This is a genomic window from Pseudomonas sp. MWU16-30322 (assembly GCF_020515535.1).
Lineage (GTDB): Bacteria > Pseudomonadota > Gammaproteobacteria > Pseudomonadales > Pseudomonadaceae > Aquipseudomonas > Aquipseudomonas fluorescens_H.
On sequence record NZ_JAIWYL010000015.1, the window covers coordinates 66,937 to 85,158 of the forward strand.

At 57.5% G+C, this 18,222-nt stretch carries 14 protein-coding genes and 1 other RNA gene; 11 read left to right on the forward strand and 4 right to left on the reverse strand.

Annotation, left to right across the window (positions count from 1 at the left end):
* Nucleotides 1-27 precede the first annotated feature (27 nt).
* From LCH64_RS26305 to LCH64_RS26315, 3 genes are read right to left on the reverse strand one after another with little or no spacing between them, the layout of a single operon-like run.
* Nucleotides 28-342, reverse strand: a complete 315-nt coding sequence (locus LCH64_RS26305) for an RnfH family protein (RefSeq protein ID WP_226501742.1) — start codon at nt 340-342, stop codon at nt 28-30.
* Entirely contained in the window at nt 335-769 is a 435-nt protein-coding gene (locus LCH64_RS26310) for a type II toxin-antitoxin system RatA family toxin (RefSeq protein ID WP_003221509.1), read from the reverse strand. The genes LCH64_RS26305 and LCH64_RS26310 overlap by 8 nt, the downstream gene beginning before the upstream one ends.
* A gap of 7 nt (nt 770-776) precedes the next feature.
* Nucleotides 777-2,180, reverse strand: a complete 1,404-nt coding sequence (locus tag LCH64_RS26315; protein WP_226501743.1) for a sodium-dependent transporter — start codon at nt 2,178-2,180, stop codon at nt 777-779.
* Nucleotides 2,181-2,299: 119 nt separating this feature from the next.
* On the opposite strand from LCH64_RS26315, the gene smpB reads away from it, so the two are divergent.
* Nucleotides 2,300-2,782: an SsrA-binding protein SmpB gene (smpB, locus tag LCH64_RS26320; RefSeq protein ID WP_003221505.1), complete on the forward strand. Its 483-nt coding sequence runs from the start codon at nt 2,300-2,302 to the stop codon at nt 2,780-2,782.
* 144 nt (nt 2,783-2,926) lie between these two features.
* Here the strand turns inward: smpB and LCH64_RS26325 are convergent, their stop codons facing one another.
* Nucleotides 2,927-3,694, reverse strand: coding sequence for a GntR family transcriptional regulator (locus tag LCH64_RS26325; protein ID WP_045122286.1), 768 nt, complete (start codon nt 3,692-3,694; stop codon nt 2,927-2,929).
* A gap of 261 nt (nt 3,695-3,955) precedes the next feature.
* Here LCH64_RS26325 and LCH64_RS26330 point away from each other — a divergent pair, with 261 nt between their 5' ends.
* From LCH64_RS26330 to LCH64_RS26375, 10 genes are all read left to right on the forward strand, one after another.
* Nucleotides 3,956-5,650: a lactate permease LctP family transporter gene (locus LCH64_RS26330; RefSeq protein ID WP_103484338.1), complete on the forward strand. Its 1,695-nt coding sequence runs from the start codon at nt 3,956-3,958 to the stop codon at nt 5,648-5,650.
* Between the two features lie 161 nt (nt 5,651-5,811).
* A complete protein-coding gene (locus LCH64_RS26335) occupies nt 5,812-6,636 on the forward strand; it encodes a (Fe-S)-binding protein (protein WP_226501744.1) in 825 nt (274 codons plus the stop codon).
* Entirely contained in the window at nt 6,633-8,087 is a 1,455-nt protein-coding gene (locus LCH64_RS26340) for a LutB/LldF family L-lactate oxidation iron-sulfur protein (protein WP_003221499.1), read from the forward strand. The genes LCH64_RS26335 and LCH64_RS26340 overlap by 4 nt, the downstream gene beginning before the upstream one ends.
* Nucleotides 8,087-8,758: a lactate utilization protein gene (locus LCH64_RS26345; RefSeq protein ID WP_226501745.1), complete on the forward strand. Its 672-nt coding sequence runs from the start codon at nt 8,087-8,089 to the stop codon at nt 8,756-8,758. The genes LCH64_RS26340 and LCH64_RS26345 overlap by 1 nt, the downstream gene beginning before the upstream one ends.
* A complete protein-coding gene (locus LCH64_RS26350; RefSeq protein WP_226501746.1) occupies nt 8,755-11,565 on the forward strand; it encodes an FAD-binding and (Fe-S)-binding domain-containing protein in 2,811 nt (936 codons plus the stop codon). The genes LCH64_RS26345 and LCH64_RS26350 overlap by 4 nt, the downstream gene beginning before the upstream one ends.
* Before the next feature lie 129 nt (nt 11,566-11,694).
* Complete coding sequence (locus LCH64_RS26355; protein ID WP_103484340.1) at nt 11,695-11,973, forward strand: hypothetical protein; 279 nt, start codon at nt 11,695-11,697, stop codon at nt 11,971-11,973.
* Between the two features lie 96 nt (nt 11,974-12,069).
* Nucleotides 12,070-12,459, forward strand: a transfer-messenger RNA (tmRNA) gene (gene ssrA, locus LCH64_RS26360).
* A gap of 444 nt (nt 12,460-12,903) precedes the next feature.
* On the forward strand, nt 12,904-13,827 hold the full coding sequence (locus LCH64_RS26365; RefSeq protein WP_097090464.1) for a DUF4007 family protein: 924 nt from the start codon (nt 12,904-12,906) through the stop codon (nt 13,825-13,827).
* Nucleotides 13,787-17,149 (forward strand): ATP-binding protein, encoded by a 3,363-nt coding sequence (locus tag LCH64_RS26370; RefSeq protein ID WP_226501747.1) that lies wholly within the window; start codon nt 13,787-13,789, stop codon nt 17,147-17,149. Before LCH64_RS26365 ends, LCH64_RS26370 begins: the two co-directional genes overlap by 41 nt.
* The gene (locus LCH64_RS26375; protein ID WP_097090462.1) at nt 17,142-17,984 is read left to right on the forward strand and encodes a phosphoadenosine phosphosulfate reductase family protein; all 843 of its coding nucleotides are present in this window, start codon (nt 17,142-17,144) and stop codon (nt 17,982-17,984) included. Before LCH64_RS26370 ends, LCH64_RS26375 begins: the two co-directional genes overlap by 8 nt.
* Nucleotides 17,985-18,222: the final 238 nt, after the last annotated feature.

Sequence of the window (18,222 nt, forward strand, 5' to 3'; positions counted from 1 at the left end):
TTTTTTATTGCCTGCGATTTGCTCGTCCTACTGATTTCGCGCCTTGGCTTCGGCAGCCTTGGCCGCCCGCAAGCGCCGAACCTCTTTCGGATCCGCCAGTAACGGCCGGTAGATCTCGATGCGATCCCCCGCCTGAATCAAGCGAACCTGGGGATCAGCCACCACCTTGCCGAAGATCCCCTGCGGACATTCGTTCAGGTCCAGCTCAGGAAATTCATCGCCGATACCTGACTTGAGCACCGCCTCACGCACTGTCATCCCTTCAGGGACGCTCAAAGTGCGCAGGATCTGACGATCCACGGCGGCATACACCACCTCGATCTCGATCACCGACTCAACCATGCATCTGCTTGGCACGCTGGCAGAAAGCATCCACCAGCGTATTGGCCGCCTGATTGAACAGCGGGCCGAGTGTCGCGCGCACCAGCGGCCCGGCATAGTCGAAAGACAGGTCGAGACTGATCTTGCAGGCCTTCTCGTTCAACGCCTTGAACACCCAGACGCCATGCAACTGATTGAAGGGGCCTTCTTCCAGGTTCATCTCGATCGACTGCCCCGGCACCAGCGTATTGCGCGTCACGAAGTGCTGACTGAGACCGCCCTTGGCCACGCCAACGCTGGCGCGCATGTGCTCGGGCGAGCTCTCCAGCACCTCGGCGGACGAGCACCATGGCAAGAATTCCGGGTAACGCGCGACGTCGTTGACCAGGTCGTAGAGGAATTGCGCCGGGTAAGGCAGCAACGCCGAACGTTGAATATGTGTCGTCATGTAAGCGTTACTTCCAGAGCTGAGCGGCAAACACTACAAGAATGCCGATAGGCGCCACGTAGCGCATCAAGAACAAGGACAGGGCAAACAGCGCCGGGTTACGAATCGACAACTCGTCACGCACCGCATCACGCCCCATCACCCAACCGGCAAACAGCACAAAACACAGGCCACCAAGCGGCAACATGATCCGCGAGGTGAAGAAATCGATCACGCCGAAGAAGTCCAGACCGCCCGCCGCACCCCATTGGTAGAGATGGAACAGCCCGCCTTCGTTCACGAAAAATTTGGCTTCCTTCCAGATATTGAAGGAGAAAACCGTCCCCAGGCCAACGAACCAGCAGATGAAGGCCAGCCAAAAAGTCACCCAGCCACGGCTGATTTTCGTGCGTTCAACCAGATAGGCAACCATCGGTTCGAGCAAGGAAATCGCCGAACTCCAGGCAGCAATCGCCACCAGGACAAAGAACACCACGCCCATCAACTGGCCGAAAACCACGTTACCGAAGGCAAATGGCAGGCTGACGAACATCAGCCCCGGACCTTCGCTAGGGTTCAAACCGCCGGCGAACACAATCGGAAACAATGCCAGACCGGCCACCAGCGAAACGAAGGTGTCGAGCAGCGCGACACCGACTACGGTGCCGGACAGCGAGGCTTCCTTGGTCATGTAAGCGCCGTAGATCATGATCGAACCGACGCCAACGCTCAGTGAAAAGAACGCGTGCCCCATGGCGGGCAGCAAGCCGTCGAGGACTTTTTCCGGGTGGAAATCGAACATGAAATGCACGCCTTCCATGAAATGCCCGGTGGTCATGCTGTAACCCAGCAGCACCAGCACCATCACAAACAGCAGCGGCATCATGATCCGCAGGCTGCGTTCAAGCCCGGCAACCACGCCTTTGGCGATCACCACGGCCGACAACAGCATGAAAACTGTATGCCAAAGTGTCAGGCGCCAGGGATCGGAGATGACATTGCCGAAATAAGCGCCGACCTGCTCTGCCGTAGCGCCCTGAAAGTCCCCGCGTCCCATGTCGATGATGTAATCCAGCGACCAGCCGCCGACCACACTATAGAAAGACAGGATCAGTAGCGCCGTGATCATCCCGGCAAATGCGCCCCACGACCACTTGCCCGAGTGCCCGGCTTCCAGCGCCAGTACCTTCAGGGCGTTCGCCGGACTCTGACGCGCACGCCGGCCGATCAGGGTCTCAGCCAGCATGACCGGAATCCCGATCAACGCGATGCACGCCAGGAACATCAGCACGAAGGCGCCGCCACCGTAGACCCCGACCATGTAGGGGAATTTCCAGATGCTGCCCAGTCCCACGGCCGAACCGGTCGCGGCGAATATGAAAACCCAGCGGCTAGCCCAACTGCCGTGGACAGAAACCTTGTCTGTCGACATCGAATATCACGCCCAAGCGTTAGAAAAAGAGGCCGCATTGTCCGGGATTCACTCAACCTGCTCAAGCACGCAGCATCACCGTAGCCGAGGACCGTTTATCTCCATATAATGCCGCCCCTATGGCTAAACAGAAGAAACACCCAACAGGGACCATCGCGCAGAACAAAAAGGCGCGACACGATTACTTCATCGAACATCGGTTCGAGGCTGGTCTGGTCCTGGCCGGCTGGGAAGTAAAAAGTCTGCGGGCAAGCAAGCTGCAACTGGTCGACAGTTACGTCCTGCTCAAGGACGGCGAAGCCTGGTTGCTCGGCAGTCACATCACACCGTTGATGACCGCCAGCACCCACGTCATCGCCGATCCGACCCGCACCCGTAAACTGCTGCTCAACAAACGCGAGCTGGAAAAACTCGCCGCTGCCGTGCAACAGAAAGGCTACGCCTGCGTGTGCCTGTCCTTCTACTGGAGCAAGCACATGGTCAAGTGCGAGATCGCTCTGGGCAAGGGCAAGAAGGAATACGACAAGCGTGACACCGAGCGCGAACGCGACGCCGGTCGTGAGTTGCAGCGCGCCGTGCGCAACAAGGGCAAAGAAGAATAATTTCTTCTGCCTGATACTGTGGCGAGGGAGCTTGCTCCCGCTGGGGCGCGTAGCGGCCCCCGCTTTACAGACAATGGCCAGAGCTGAGGGCGCCTGCTGCGCAAGCAAGCGATAGCAAGCCCCCTTGCCACAACTGAATTGCCGTCACATCCCCTTGCGCCGCTCCGCCCGGGCCATGCGCTGAACCTCCTGCCGCACCTCTTCCAGCACTTCCTGCACATACAGAATGTGTCGACTGGAAACCTCGCGCGCCTGCTCCGCACGCCCCTCGATAATCGCCAGATACAGTTCCCGATGCTGAGCGATCAGCATGTCGCGGGTTTCCGTGCGCTGCTTGTACATGCCGCCGATGTTGGTCACCACGTTGCGCTTGAGCAGATCGAACAGCCCGCGAATGGTGTGCAGCAGCACCGCGTTGTGGCTGGCTTCGGCGATCGCCAGATGAAACTTCGCATCCGCCGCCCCCTCTTCCGCCCGGCTCACTTCGTCATGTCGCGTGTAGCAATCCTGCAGCTCGTTGAACGCTGCAGTAAGACGCTCACGATCCACATCTGTGGCACGCAATGCGGCGTAATAGGCACACGATGCCTCCAGAGTGTGCCGAAACTCCAGCAAGTCGCGCTGCGCTTCGGGGTTGCTTTCAAGCAGCAATAGCAGGGGATCGCTGAAGGTCGAGCCAAGCGTATCCACCACGTAGTTACCGCCACCCTGGCGACTGACCAGCAAGCCCTTGGCCGCCAGTTTCTGAATCGCTTCGCGCAGCGACGGGCGCGATACGCCGAACTGCTCGGCCAACGTTCGCTCGGCCGGAAGCCGCTCACCGGACTTCAGCGTGCCCTCGAGGATCATCCCCTCGAGTCGCTCGACAATATCGTCAGACAAACGGCGCTGACGAATCTGATCAAACCCCATAACTCAACTCTCCACGATCCCGACCGCACGCCGGGCTCTCTATTCTGGCCGATCGGCGCCGCGCCGACACCTGTCAGTGCGCAATCGTCCGACCGGATCAGATGCCCTCTGCACCGCTTATTCGACAAAAGTTTCAGGGCGACAAATTGACACACCGACATCAAGGCTTTTACCCTAGCCAACAGCGATTGTAAATTGGTATTACCAATTAACCAAGAACGCTGACAGTGCCTGACCAACAACAATTAGGGGCCACCCCATATGCAAACCTGGCAACAGCTCTATACCCCGCTCGGCAGTCTCGGCGTCTCCGCACTCGCGGCCGTCATCCCCATCGTTTTCTTCTTTCTGGCTCTGGCGGTGTTCCGCCTCAAGGGGCATGTGGCCGGCAGCATCACGCTTGCGCTGTCGATCGCCGTGGCGATTTTCGCCTTCCACATGCCGGTCGACATGGCCTTCGCCGCTGCTGGATACGGCTTTGCCTACGGTCTGTGGCCGATTGCCTGGATCATTGTCGCGGCAGTGTTTCTCTACAAACTGACGGTCAAGAGCGGTCAGTTCGAAGTCATTCGCAGTTCGGTACTGTCGATCACTGACGACCAGCGCCTGCAGGTGCTACTGATCGGTTTCTGCTTCGGCGCATTCCTGGAAGGTGCCGCCGGTTTCGGTGCGCCGGTAGCGATTACCGCTGCGCTGCTGGTCGGTCTCGGGTTCAACCCGCTGTACGCCGCCGGCCTGTGCCTGATTGCCAATACCGCGCCGGTAGCGTTCGGCGCGCTGGGAATTCCGATCATCGTGGCCGGCCAGGTGACCGGCATCGACGCGTTCAAGATCGGCGCCATGACCGGCCGCCAACTGCCACTGCTGTCGCTGTTCGTGCCGTTCTGGCTGGTGTTCATGATGGACGGCCTGCGCGGCGTGCGCGAAACCTGGCCCGCTGCGCTGGTTGCCGGCCTGAGCTTTGCCGTGACGCAGTACTTCACCTCGAACTTCATCGGCCCGGAACTGCCGGACATCACCTCTGCCCTGGCCAGCCTGATCGCCCTGACCTTGTTCCTAAAAGTCTGGCAACCAAAACGCACCGCCGGTGCACAGATCGCCGGTGCAACTTCGAGCGCAGCGATTACCGCCAGCGTCGGAGGTTTCGGCCAGAAGCGCACCACCGTGGCTTCGCCTTACAGTCTTGGGGAAATTTTCAAGGCGTGGTCGCCGTTCCTGATCCTCACCGTGCTGGTGACCATCTGGACCCTCAAACCCTTCAAAGCCATGTTCGCCGCCGGCGGATCGATGTACGCCTGGGTATTCAACTTCGCCATCCCGCACCTTGATCAACTGGTGATCAAGACCGCGCCGATCGTCGCCACCCCCACCGCGATTCCTGCGGTGTTCAAACTCGATCCGATTTCCGCAACCGGTACAGCAATTTTCTTCTCGGCGCTGGTCTCGATGCTGGTGCTGAAGATCAACTTCAAAACTGGTCTGACCACTTTGAAAGAGACCTTCTACGAACTGCGCTGGCCAATCCTGTCGATCGGCATGGTGCTGGCCTTCGCCTTCGTCACCAACTACTCGGGCATGTCTTCGACCATGGCTCTGGTATTGGCCGCGACCGGCGCAGCCTTCCCGTTCTTCTCACCGTTCCTCGGCTGGCTCGGTGTGTTTCTGACCGGCTCCGATACTTCGTCGAACGCCCTGTTCAGTTCGCTGCAAGCGACCACCGCGCACCAGATCGGCGTCAATGACACCCTGCTGGTAGCCGCCAATACCAGCGGCGGCGTGACCGGCAAAATGATCTCGCCACAATCGATCGCCGTGGCCTGCGCCGCGACCGGCCTGGTGGGCAAGGAATCGGATCTGTTCCGCTTCACCCTCAAGCACAGCCTATTCTTTGCGACGATTGTCGGCCTGATTACCCTGGCCCAGGCCTACTGGTTTACCGGCATGCTGGTGCACTAAAGCTGGAAGAAGCCTACAAGCAATACGGAAAAAACCGACGCCGGCTGGTGATTCCGGGGTCAGCAATTCACAACCCGGTCTGTAAGGCTGCTGAAAGCAATGCTGTCTATATTCAGCAGCCGCCACAGACGGATAACCGGGCCCACCCGGAGACACGCCTGATGAGCGAGCTTTTTTACAACGCTGTGCCCAACGCCACCCGCGTTGCACCGCCACTGCCCGAACCTCGGCAATACCCCAGCGAGAAACCGTCGCGGGTCTACCTGTTCGGCACCTGCGTGGTCGACCTGTTCTACCCCGAAGCAGGGATGGACGCGATCCACTTGCTGGAGCGCGAAGGCATCCGCGTCGAGTACCCGCAGGGGCAGAGCTGCTGCGGGCAACCGGCCTACACCTCGGGTTACACCGAGCAGGCGCGGACGGTCGCGCGCTCGCAACTGGCGTTGTTTGCCGGGGATTATCCGGTGGTGGTGCCATCGGGTTCCTGCGCGGGCATGCTGCGCGAACATTACGCCGACTTGTTCAAGGACGAGCCGGAAACGTTGAAACAGGTGCAGGCCCTCGCGGCCCGCACCTATGAACTGGCCGAGTTCCTGCTGTTCGTCTGCAAGGTGCAGCTCAAGGACAGCGGCGAACCGGTCAAAGTCGCGCTGCACACCTCGTGTTCGGCACGCCGCGAGATGAACACCCACCTGCACGGCCGCGAGTTGTTGGCGCAGTTGAGCAACGTGGAACGGGTCAACCACGATCACGAAAGCGAATGCTGTGGCTTCGGTGGGACATTCAGCGTCCGTATGCCAGACATTTCCGGCGCGATGGTGGCTGACAAGACCCGAGCGTTGAAGGAATCCGGCGCGCATCAGGTCTTGAGTGCCGACTGCGGCTGCTTGATGAACATCAACGGCTCGCTGGAAAAACAGCAGGAAGCACTGCGCGGGCAACACCTGGCGAGCTTTCTCTGGCAACGAACCGGAGGTGCGAAATGAGCACCTCGACGATTATTCCTACGGTTGCCGTAGAAGAAGACTTCCGCACCCGGGCGCACAACGCCTTGGGCGATCAGCAGCTACGGAACAACTTCCGCACTGCGATGGATTCACTGATGACCAAGCGGGCAGCGGCTTTCAGCGATGCCCACGAAAGAGAACACTTGCGCGCCCTGGGCAACTCGATCAGGGCGCGTGCGCTCTCCAAGTTGCCCGACCTGCTCGAGCAACTGGAACAGAACCTGACCCGCAACGGTGTGACAGTGCACTGGGCGGAAACGGTGGACGAAGCCAATGGCATCGTCCTTTCGATCATCCGCGCTCACGAGGCGCGGCAAGTGATCAAGGGCAAATCGATGGTCAGCGAAGAGATGGAGATGAACCATTTCCTCGAGGCTCAAGGTGTTGAATGCCTGGAGTCCGACATGGGGGAATACATCGTCCAGCTCGACCACGAGAAGCCTTCACACATCATTATGCCGGCGATCCACAAGAATGCCGGTCAGGTCGCGTCCTTGTTCCACGACAAACTTGGCGTGGAGTACACCAAGGACGTTGACCAACTCATTCAGATCGGTCGCAGAGTCCTGCGGCAGAAATTCTTCGAAGCAGACATCGGCGTTTCCGGCGTCAACTTCGCCGTGGCCGAGACCGGCACCCTGCTGCTGGTGGAAAACGAAGGCAACGGGCGCATGACCACCACCGTGCCGCCCGTGCACATCGCCGTCACCGGCATCGAAAAGGTTGTGGAAAACCTGCGCGACGTGGTGCCGCTGCTATCGCTGCTGACCCGCTCGGCGCTGGGCATTCCGATCACCACTTACGTCAACATGATCTCCGGCCCGCGCAAGGAACATGAACTCGACGGCCCACAGGAAGTGCACCTGGTCCTGCTCGACAACGGTCGCAGCCAGGCCTTTGCCGACAGCGAGCTGCGCCAGACCCTGAACTGCATCCGCTGCGGCGCCTGCATGAACCATTGCCCGGTCTACACCCGCGTCGGTGGTCACACCTATGGCGAGGTGTACCCGGGACCGATCGGCAAAATCATCACTCCGCACATGGTCGGTCTGGCGAAAGTCCCGGATCATCCGAGCGCTTCGTCGCTGTGCGGCGCCTGCGGCGAAGTGTGCCCGGTAAAAATTCCGATCCCCGCTCTGCTGCGACGCCTACGCGAAGAGAACGTCAAAGCCCCGGACAGCCCGCATCAAGTGATGCGCGGCCAGGGCAGCAAGTATTCGCGCAAGGAACGCTTCATCTGGAACGCCTGGGCGAAACTCAACAGCTCGCCGACGCTGTATCGGTTGTTCGGTTTCTTCGCCACGCGCCTGCGCGCCCTGACCCCGAGCAATGTCGGCCCGTGGACGCAAAACCACAGCGCACCAAAACCCGCCGCCCGCTCACTGCACGACATGGCCCGCGAGCATCTGGCCAAACAGGGAGACCGCTGATGAGCGCCAAGCAAAATGTCCTCGCCAAGCTGCGGAAAAGTCTGACCGGCGCCACACCGATTGCCGACGACTTCGACGTCGATCTGGTGACGCAGCCTTACACCTACAGCGCCGAGCAACGCATCCCGCAACTGCGCAAACTGATGGAAGCGGTGCACACCGAAATCCATCTGACCAGCGGCGCAGACTGGCCGGCGCTGCTCGCGCAATTGCTGCGTGACCGTCAGCTACCGAGCCTGCTGATCGCACCGACTACACCCCACGGGCAGTGCATCACACAACACTGGGCGAACAATCCTGATCTGCCGACGCTGAAGTCCTACAACCGGCCGATGGAAGAATGGAAAGCCGAGCTGTTCAACGACACCCCGGCCAGCCTCACCGGCACCCTCGGCGCCATCGCCGCGACCGGTAGCCTGATCCTTTGGCCAACCCGTGAAGAACCGCGACTGATGAGCCTGGTGCCGCCGGTGCATTTCGCCCTGCTCAAGGCCAGCGAAATCCGCGACAACTTCTATCAAGTGCAACAGGAATTCGAGTGGGCCCAAGGCATGCCGACCAACGCGCTGCTGGTGTCCGGCCCGTCGAAAACTGCCGACATCGAACAAGTGCTGGCCTACGGCGCCCACGGCCCGAAAGACCTTGTGGTGCTGATCCTGGAGGACCAATGACGCTTCCGGTGAATTTCCTGCGCGATGCGCAGCAACTGATTCCAGCGGAGCGCCGCTTCGACGATCCGCTGTCGACCTTGGCCTTCGGCACCGACGCCAGTTTTTATCGGCTGATTCCCAAACTGGTGATCCGCGTCGAGTCCGAAGACGAAGTGGTGGCGCTGTTGAAACTGGCCCAGCGCGATCAAGTCCCGGTGACCTTCCGCGCCGCTGGCACCAGTTTGTCCGGGCAGGCGATCAGCGATTCGGTGCTGATTGTGCTGGGGGATAACTGGAACGCTCGCGAGATTCGCGGCCAGGGCATGCAGATTCGCCTGCAACCCGGGGTGATCGGCGCGCAGGCCAACGCGTGGCTGGCACCGTTCGGGCGCAAGATCGGCCCGGATCCGGCATCGATCAACGCCTGCAAAATCGGCGGCATCGTCGCCAACAACGCCAGCGGCATGTGCTGCGGCACCGCGCAAAATACCTATCACACCCTGGCCGGGATTCGTCTGGTTCTTGCCGACGGCACGCGCCTCGATACCGAAGACGCCGCCAGTGTCGCCGCGTTTCGCGCCAGCCACGGCGATCTGCTGGAGCGCCTGGCGACATTGGGCCGTGAGACCCGCGCCAATGCCGAACTGGCCGCGAGAATCCGCCACAAATACCGTCTGAAAAATACCACCGGCCTGTCACTCAACGCCCTGGTGGATTTCGACGAACCTGTGGATATCTTGAGCCACCTGCTGGTCGGCTCCGAAGGCACGCTCGGCTTCATCAGTGCGGTGACCTACGACACGGTGATCGACCACCCGAACAAGGCCTCGGCACTGATCGTGTTCCCGGATGTGGAAACCTGCTGCAACGCGGTCACCGTGCTGAAAAGCCAACCGGTGTCGGCGGTAGAACTGCTGGACCGGCGCAGTCTGCGTTCGGTGCAGGACAAACCGGGCATGCCGGATTTCGTACAACACCTGTCGAACAATGCCTGCGCGCTGCTGATCGAATCCCGCGCCGCCTCTTCCACTTTGCTGCAGGAACAGCTGGCACAGATCATGGCTTCGCTGGCCAGTTTCCCGGTGGGAAAACAGGTCGACTTTACCGAAGACCCGGCCGAGAACGCCAAGCTCTGGGCGATCCGCAAGGACACCTTCCCTGCCGTCGGCGCGGTGCGCAAAACCGGCACCACGGTGATCATCGAAGACGTGACCTTCCCGGTCGAGCAACTGGCCATCGGCGTCAATCGCCTGATCGAACTGTTCGACAAACACGCCTACGACGAAGCGATCCTTTTCGGACACGCTCTGGAGGGGAATCTGCACTTCGTTTTCACCCAAGGCTTCAACAGTCCGGAAGAAGTCGCACGCTATCAGGCGTTCATGGACGACGTGGCGCAACTGGTGGCGGTGGAATTCGGCGGTTCGCTCAAGGCCGAACACGGCACCGGGCGCAACATGGCACCGTTCGTTGAGCTGGAATGGGGCAGCGATGCCTATCAGTTGATGTGGCAGCTCAAACGTCTGCTCGACCCCAACGGCATCCTCAACCCCGACGTGGTGCTCAGCGAAGATCCGCAGATCCACCTCAAACACCTGAAGCCGCTGCCGGCGGCTGACGAGATTGTCGATAAATGCATCGAGTGCGGCTTCTGCGAACCGGTCTGCCCGTCGAAAGGTCTGACCCTCAGCCCGCGCCAGCGCATCGTGATCTGGCGTGACATTGAAGCGAAGAAACGCGCCGGCGTTGACACCACCGAGCTGGAACAAGCCTACGAGTACCAAGGCATTGAAACATGTGCCGCGACAGGCTTGTGCGCGCAGCGTTGCCCCGTAGGCATCAATACCGGCGAACTGGTGAAAAAGCTCCGCGCCCGTAACGCCACGCATCAGAAAACCGCTGACTGGATCGAAGGAAATTTCGCCAAGACCCTGCAAGGCGCACGCTTCACCCTGCACGTGGCCAACGGCGCACGAATGCTGCTCGGCGCACCGCGTCTGGCCAAGCTTTCGGCGACGCTGACGCGCTTGTCCAAAGGGCAGGTGCCGCTGTGGACCAATGCGATGCCGCAACCGGAAAAAGCCATTCGCTTCAGCCCGAGCGTGTCGGACGAACGGCCGCGCGTGGTCTATCTGGCCGCCTGCGTTTCACGGGTGATGGGCCCGGCAGCCGGCGACAAGGAGCAAATGTCGCTGTACGACAAGACCCGTGGCCTGCTGGAAAAGGCCGGTTACCAAGTAGTCTTCCCGGACAATCAGGACAACCTCTGCTGCGGTCAGCCGTTTGCCTCCAAAGGCTACGCCGAACAGGCCGAACACAAACGCCAGGAACTCATCAGCGCGCTCCTCCATGCCAGCCGTGGCGGGCTAGATCCGATCTACTGCGACACCAGCCCGTGCACCTTGCGTCTGGTGCAGGACGTGGGAAATGTTCGCCTGGATCTGTACGACCCGGTGCGCTTCATCCGTACGCATCTTCTTGATCGTCTGGAGTTCACCCCGCAGGACGCACCGATTGCGGTGCACGTGACCTGCAGCACACAACATCTGGGCGAAAGCCAGGCGTTGATCGATCTCGCGCGCAAATGCAGCAAGACCGTAGTGATCCCGGAAGGCATTCATTGTTGCGGGTTTGCCGGCGACAAGGGCTTCACCACACCGGAGCTGAACAGCCATTCGCTGCGCACCCTCAAGGACGCGGTGCAGCATTGCAGCGAGGGGGTTTCCACCAGTCGCACCTGCGAGATCGGCCTGACGCAACACGGCGGCATCGACTATCACGGACTGGTCTATCTGGTGGATCGGGTAACCCGGGCCAAGGCCTGCTGAAGAAAAATAGAACCCTTGCGCGCGACCGTAGTCCACAGAACAGACCCCGAAAATCGGGGCTTTTCTTCCACTCGGTTGCCCGTCCTGACGGCCAGCGAAGTCTGGATCCCTCAGTTCAAGGAGATACACATGAAACGTTCTGTACTGTTAGGTCTGTTCGTTACTGCCTCGATGCTGGCCTCCACCTCGTTCGCCGCCGACAAGCCTGCCGACCTGTGCGATGCCAATATCCAGACCATCGACAATGCCAAAGGGCAGCTGTCTACGAATCCAGAACTGACTCAGCGCGCTGAAACCAGTGTTGCCAAAGCCAAAGCGCTCAAAGCCCAAGGTAAAATCGACGACTGCATTGCGGAAACCTCGCAAACCATCGTGGAACTGCGTAAATCCACCGGCACCAACAACTGATTCACGCCCCGGCCAACCTTCGGGTTGGCCTCGGGGGCCGATTGGCGTACACTGCGCAGGCTTATTGCCTCACCTGATGTACGAGGCAATGAGTTCGGGGCCGATTAGGATTCGACGCCGGTGACGAAACTTTAGGTGCATGCCGACTTGGTAACAGAAGTCGTAAATCCACTGTTGCAACTTCTTATAGTTGCCAATGACGACCAATACGGTGCTGCTCTCGCTGCTTAATTGCAGCTGACATGCACTCCTGGTGCCTTCGGGCCCAGCAATCATCAGGGGATGTCTGTAAACCCGAAATGATTGTCATATAGAACAGAATCGCCGTGCAGTACGTTGTGGACGAAGCGGCTAAAACTTACACAACTCGCCCAAAGCACCCTGCCCGTCGGGTCGCTGAGGGTTAACTTAATAGACACGGCTACGCATGTAGTACCGACAGCGGAGCACTGGCGGACGGGGGTTCAAATCCCCCCGGCTCCACCAAACTCAACGAAAAAAGACGTCCATGGACGTCTTTTTTTGCACCTGGAATCCAGCAAATACAGGAATTAGCGGCCATTAAGGTCTCTGTACATTTTTCGAGCTCCAGAAGATCTGGTATTCCATCCGGTGCTAATCACTGGAATACCTAATCAGTGCAGTAGGCAAATCTCATGCCTGCTCATACCCTCCGCCTCTTTGATCGAAAGCACAAGGGAGTCAGACTGATTTCACCTGACTGTAGGGCCGAACACCGATAAGACAAGCTCCCTTATCAAAATGAAATCCGCTACAGCAGTAGACGCAGTCCTCCATGAGACACACGCTATTAGAGGTTTCTTTCCTGATCCATCGCCAAAGGTCACCAAAAACTGTACATTGATACAGTAGTGTCAAATATGAACGTGCAACTGGAGCTCCTCACCAGTTCGGGTTAAGCTGCAACTCATGAAAATTACCTCATCAAAAATCAGCCGCGTCTCCTCTGTCCACTTCTCTGGACACGAAACGTTCCCATTGCGTCAGATGTGGCTCAAAAAAGCTTTCGACCAAGCGAGCGGCGACGGCCTGATTCCAAAGACAACCTTTACTACTGAAAGCTCTATTGCCGCTTTCGGAGTAGGTAAGAACATGGTTGCTTCCATTCGGCATTGGGCCTTGGCATCCGGCGTCATGAATGATGAAGGCGATACATTTCGCGTAACGAGACTCGCCATGGAGATACTCCAAAGTGGAGGCCTTGATCCTTACGCGGAGGATCCTGCTACAGCATGGCTTGTTCATTGGCAGCTAGCCGGGCGGCGCTACCGTTCAACAACATGGTATTGGCTATTCAACCATGTAACCGCGCCAACCTTTACACGCCAAGAGCTCGAAGAGCCTCTGACCGAGTACGCTCGCAGCCTCGACCCTAAGCACCGCCTTTCAAGCGCGACCATATCGCGAGATTTGGAGACATGTTTGCGCAGCTATGCCCCCAGAACCGCAGCCGGTTCGCCCGAAGATTTTGCCGAGCCCTTACTCGCTGAATTAGGTCTGCTCCAAGAGGTTCACAAAGGCCAGTATGCTTTCCGTCGAGGCCCTAAAGCGTCCCTTCATGACGGTATTTTCACCTATGCGCTCATCGACTTCTGGAATAGAACCGCAGGGAGTCAAAGCTCGCTGGCCTTTGAGACTATTGCGTACGCAGAGGGTTCTCCCGGCCGCGTCTTCAAACTGGACGAAGAATCAATCGCTCAAAGACTGATTTCGTTGGCCGACTTAACCGGAGGCAAGCTTGCTTGGACCGACTCCGCCGGCCTTCGCCAAGTGCACAGAAAAGCGCTATCCAATGAAGATCAAAAAGAAATGGCCAGGCGCGCATATGAGTGAGAGAAAAGAGTTAATGCTCTCGGATATTGTTCACATCTCGCATCAATATCAACGATCAATCCGAATAGACGCAGACATTGGTCGTTCAGACGCATTGGATGGGTATATCATCCATGCAACTGCAGCATCCGTTGTAGCTGGAATGTGCAGGCAGCTTGCAAGCACAAATCAACGAAGCTTTACATGGACCGGACCGTTCGGTGGCGGCAAGTCATCACTAGCTGTCGCCCTCGCGAGCGCGCTCCATCCTGATGAGAGCCTGCGTACCAAAGCTCGTACCGCCCTAAAACTTGACTCGAAATCAGATTTCGACCAAGCCTTTCCTGTCCAAGACGGGTGGCTAGTTGTCCCTGTCGTTGGCCGGCGTGGCAGTGTTGTAAAAGAGCTGGACGCAGCGATCCGAAAAAGTCGAGGAATGAACGTTGACGGTCGAGGCAAGCCAACGATCCAAAGTGTTATCTCTGATCTAATTGTCGAAACCAAGAGCCGCCCAAACGATGGCGTCCTGGTATTTATCGATGAAATGGGTAAGTTTCTAGAGGCATCCGCTCTAGGTTCTGGCGACGACGTCTACTTCTTCCAAGAGCTTGCTGAAGCATCTGCTCGCGCCGATGGCAGACTGGTTGTAGTAGGTGTTCTACACCAGTCATTCGCACAATACTCCAACCGACTGGGCATCGACACTCGTGACGACTGGGGCAAGGTTCAGGGACGATACCTAGACCTTCCTTTCGTAGCTGCAAGCGACGAGGTCGTTGAGCTTATCGGCAGCGCGATCGAAGCCAAAAGCCGCCCGGAGTGGGGGCAAAAAGCATCTGATGCGATAGCCGACGCGATCCGATCTCGCCGCCCTGCAGTTGGGAAGGATTTTTCTGCCGCACTAGAACGTTGCTGGCCGCTACACCCAGCCATGGCCGCATTACTGGGCCCGATTTCTAAGCGTCAGTTTGGACAGAATGAGCGTAGTACCTTTGGTTTCCTATCATCGGTGGAGCCCCATGGCTTCCGCGCTTACCTAGAGTCCACCCCTTCTGAACAGTCGTCCTTGTATCGCCCTAGTGACTATTGGGACTACCTGCGCGCAAATCTAGAGCCTGCAATTCTAGCCTCACCCGATGGGCACCGCTGGTCCCAAGCGGTTGAGGCTGTAGAGCGTGCAGAGGCAAAGTCAGGTGACCCACTGCTTGTGGCGATAATCAAAAATATCGCCGTGATTGATCTATTCCGTAACGGCTCAGGACTTTCTGCAGATCTACCTGTCATCGCGGCCCTATTCCACGATGTACCTCGCGAGCAGATTGAGGATGCTCTGAATAAACTCTCAGCACTCAAGGTTGCCTTATACAAAACTTACACCGGCTCTTGGTCAGTATTCGAGGGTAGCGACTTTGATATCGATGCGGCTATTTCTCAAGCGCTGGCCGCATCTGCTGGAGTCGATTACGCAAAACTCTCTCAACTGATGGGCATACATCCTGTAGTAGCCAAACGGCACTACCATGAAACGGGCGCTATGCGCTGGATGGAGCTCTCACTGCAAAGCATTGAGCAGGCCGAAAAAATCGCAAAGGCCTACACTCCGCAACGGGGAGAGTTTGGTCAATTCATACTAGCGCTTCCAGGACGTGATATCTCAGCACGCGAAGCTGGCAAGCGAGCTCAAGCATGCGCGTATTTAGAGCCCTGGCCGGTACTGGTAGGCATCCCAGCTAACCACGCCCGCATCGCAGAACTTTCGGCTGAATTAGTCGCTCTAGAACAGGTAAAAGAGCGCCACGAGCTCGGAGGTGATTCCGTAGCTCGCCGCGAAGTCTTTGCGCGCTTGGCCGCGACCAAATCTGATCTCGAAGACCAGCTACAAGCAGCTGTTTCACTTTGCAAATGGCACGATGGAGGCGACATGGTCATCGAGCCCGGAACAAAACTCTCGCCGAAGGCTTCTGAGCTCGCCGATGAGCTCTATTATTCCTGCCCACCGGTCTGGAGCGAATTAGTAAATCGCGACAGCCTCTCTAGCAACAGCGTAAAAGCCCGACGCGATTTGCTACACGCAATGATCGACGCCGAAGGCATCGAGCAGTTGGGCATCGAAGGTTTCCCAGCAGAACGCGGCCTGTTCGAAACGCTGCTTGTAGCGTCTGGTGTATACCGCAAAGAAGGTGAAGTTTGGCAGTTCTGCCCCCCACTAGAAGAAGTGCACGAAGGACTTTACGAGCTTTGGAAAGTCACGCAAAAGCTCCTCATCGACGCCAATACACGAGTAAGCGTGGAGTCGATCTACAACCGCTGGCATCTGCCTCCATTTGGCATGAAACAGGGTATTTTGCCCGTGTTTCTCACTGCTTTCTTGTTGGCACATAAAGCCAACATCGCCGCTTACAAAGACAGCATGTTTATTCCGCGACTGAGCGATGCGGATATTGACGAGTGCCTGCAAGATCCTAAGCGATTCACTCTCCGCTGGATCACGATTGATGAAGACAAAGTCCAAATCCTGGAGGGCATTTCCCACCTCTTAGAGGAAGTCGGAGAGAAAGCCGGCTCTGCAGATCCGCTTGAAGCCGCACGCGGACTAGTAGCATTGATTTTCAGCCTGCCAGATTGGGGACGGCGCACACAACGCTTAGGTGAAACAGCCAAAGCAATACGCGACATGCTGCTAAAAGCCAACGACCCACACAAAGTTCTGTTCGTCGATCTAGCGTCGCTTCTTGGAGCTGATGACGGCGGAGCCTATGTAGAAGCACTGCGTGCCCCTCTGCATGAAATCGCAAGGGCCTATCCAAAGATGCTCTCCGAGGTAGAAGCCAAGATGCTTCAAGCTCTCGATGCGTCTCTCGACAACTTGGATTCGCTCCGCGACAGAGCGAAGGCTGTGGCAGGAGTTTCCGGTAACTTTAGGCTCGATGCATTCTCTACACGACTCGCGTCTTACGATGGCAGCCGTTCCGCACTGGAGGGCATTTTGAGCTTGGCCGCTGAAAAACCACCACGCGACTGGGTCGACCGCCACATCGATGCGGCTGTGCTTGAGCTTGTCCAATTCGCCCGGCGCTTTCGCGAGGCAGAGGCGTTCGTCACAGTCAAAGATCGTCCCGCACATAGCGAAGCAATCGCAGTTGTTATAGGTGCAGGTGCGGAAACCACGACGATATCCAGATCATTCTCGATATCGGAGCGCCACCGTAAAACAGTCGAAGCCAAGGCTGCTGAGCTTACCTCGATGCTGCAAGATCAAGGTTTTGAAACTGACATTTTGCTGGCCATTCTTGCTAAAACTGGAATGAACCTGGCTGGTGAGAAGGAGCAGATGGATGATTGAACGACACGTGCTAGGCTTATCCGGCGGGAAAGACAGCGCCGCCTTGGCCGTCTGGATGCGTGACCACCATCCTGAGCTAGACATCGACTATTTCTTTACTGACACCGGTGAAGAGCTTCCCGAGGTCTACGAGTTTCTAGGACGACTCGAAGGCTATTTGGGCAAACCCATCGAACGACTCAATCCTCGCCGTGACTTTCGCTTTTGGCTGCGTGAATTCAATCATTTCCTCCCCAGTGCGCAGACTCGCTGGTGCACACGTCAACTCAAATTGGCCCCGTTCGAACAGTGGGTCAAACCATGGCTCTCAGCAGGAGATAAAGTTTCCTCCTATGTAGCGATCCGAGCTGATGAGGAGTATCGCGAAGGGTATTCAGCAAAAGCCGAAAACATGATTGTGAAATTTCCATTTCGTGAGGCGGGCATTGATAAAGCCGGCGTCGTAGACATACTAGAGTCTTCTGGACTCGGTTATCCGAAGTATTACGAATGGCGCTCTCGCAGTGGCTGCACATTCTGCTTCTTCCAGCAGAAAATCGAATGGGTTCGACTCAAGGAGCGACACCCTGAGGACTACGAAAAAGCCAAGGCGCTAGAAAAGGACGCACTAGAACACGGCTCGCCTTTCACTTGGTCTAAGGGCGAATCACTTTGGGATCTAGAAAAGCCAGCGCGCATTATCGAGATCAAAGCAGAATATGAGGTTCGTCGTGCACGACTTCGCAAGAATATTCCGACGAACCCACTTCGCCCCGTGAAAAACTGTCCAGAAGACATCGACGACGTGTACGGAGACGACGAGGGAAACAGCTCTTGCTTAATTTGTCACAAGTAAAAGTCAGAGCACATCCGAAAAAATCTCAAGATCAGAGACACAAATAGCGTTTGTACTCAGTGCCAATTACCGAACTTTCATCCACCGCAACCAATACAGAAATTTTCTTGACAGAACTCGGCACTGACTGCCCCACACTTTTGATAAACAGCTCTAGCTAATACCGGCTCATTAACGACATAGCAGTCAACGGCAAAGCTCGCCCCTCCTAGCATGAGTTCACACGACTTACGCTACA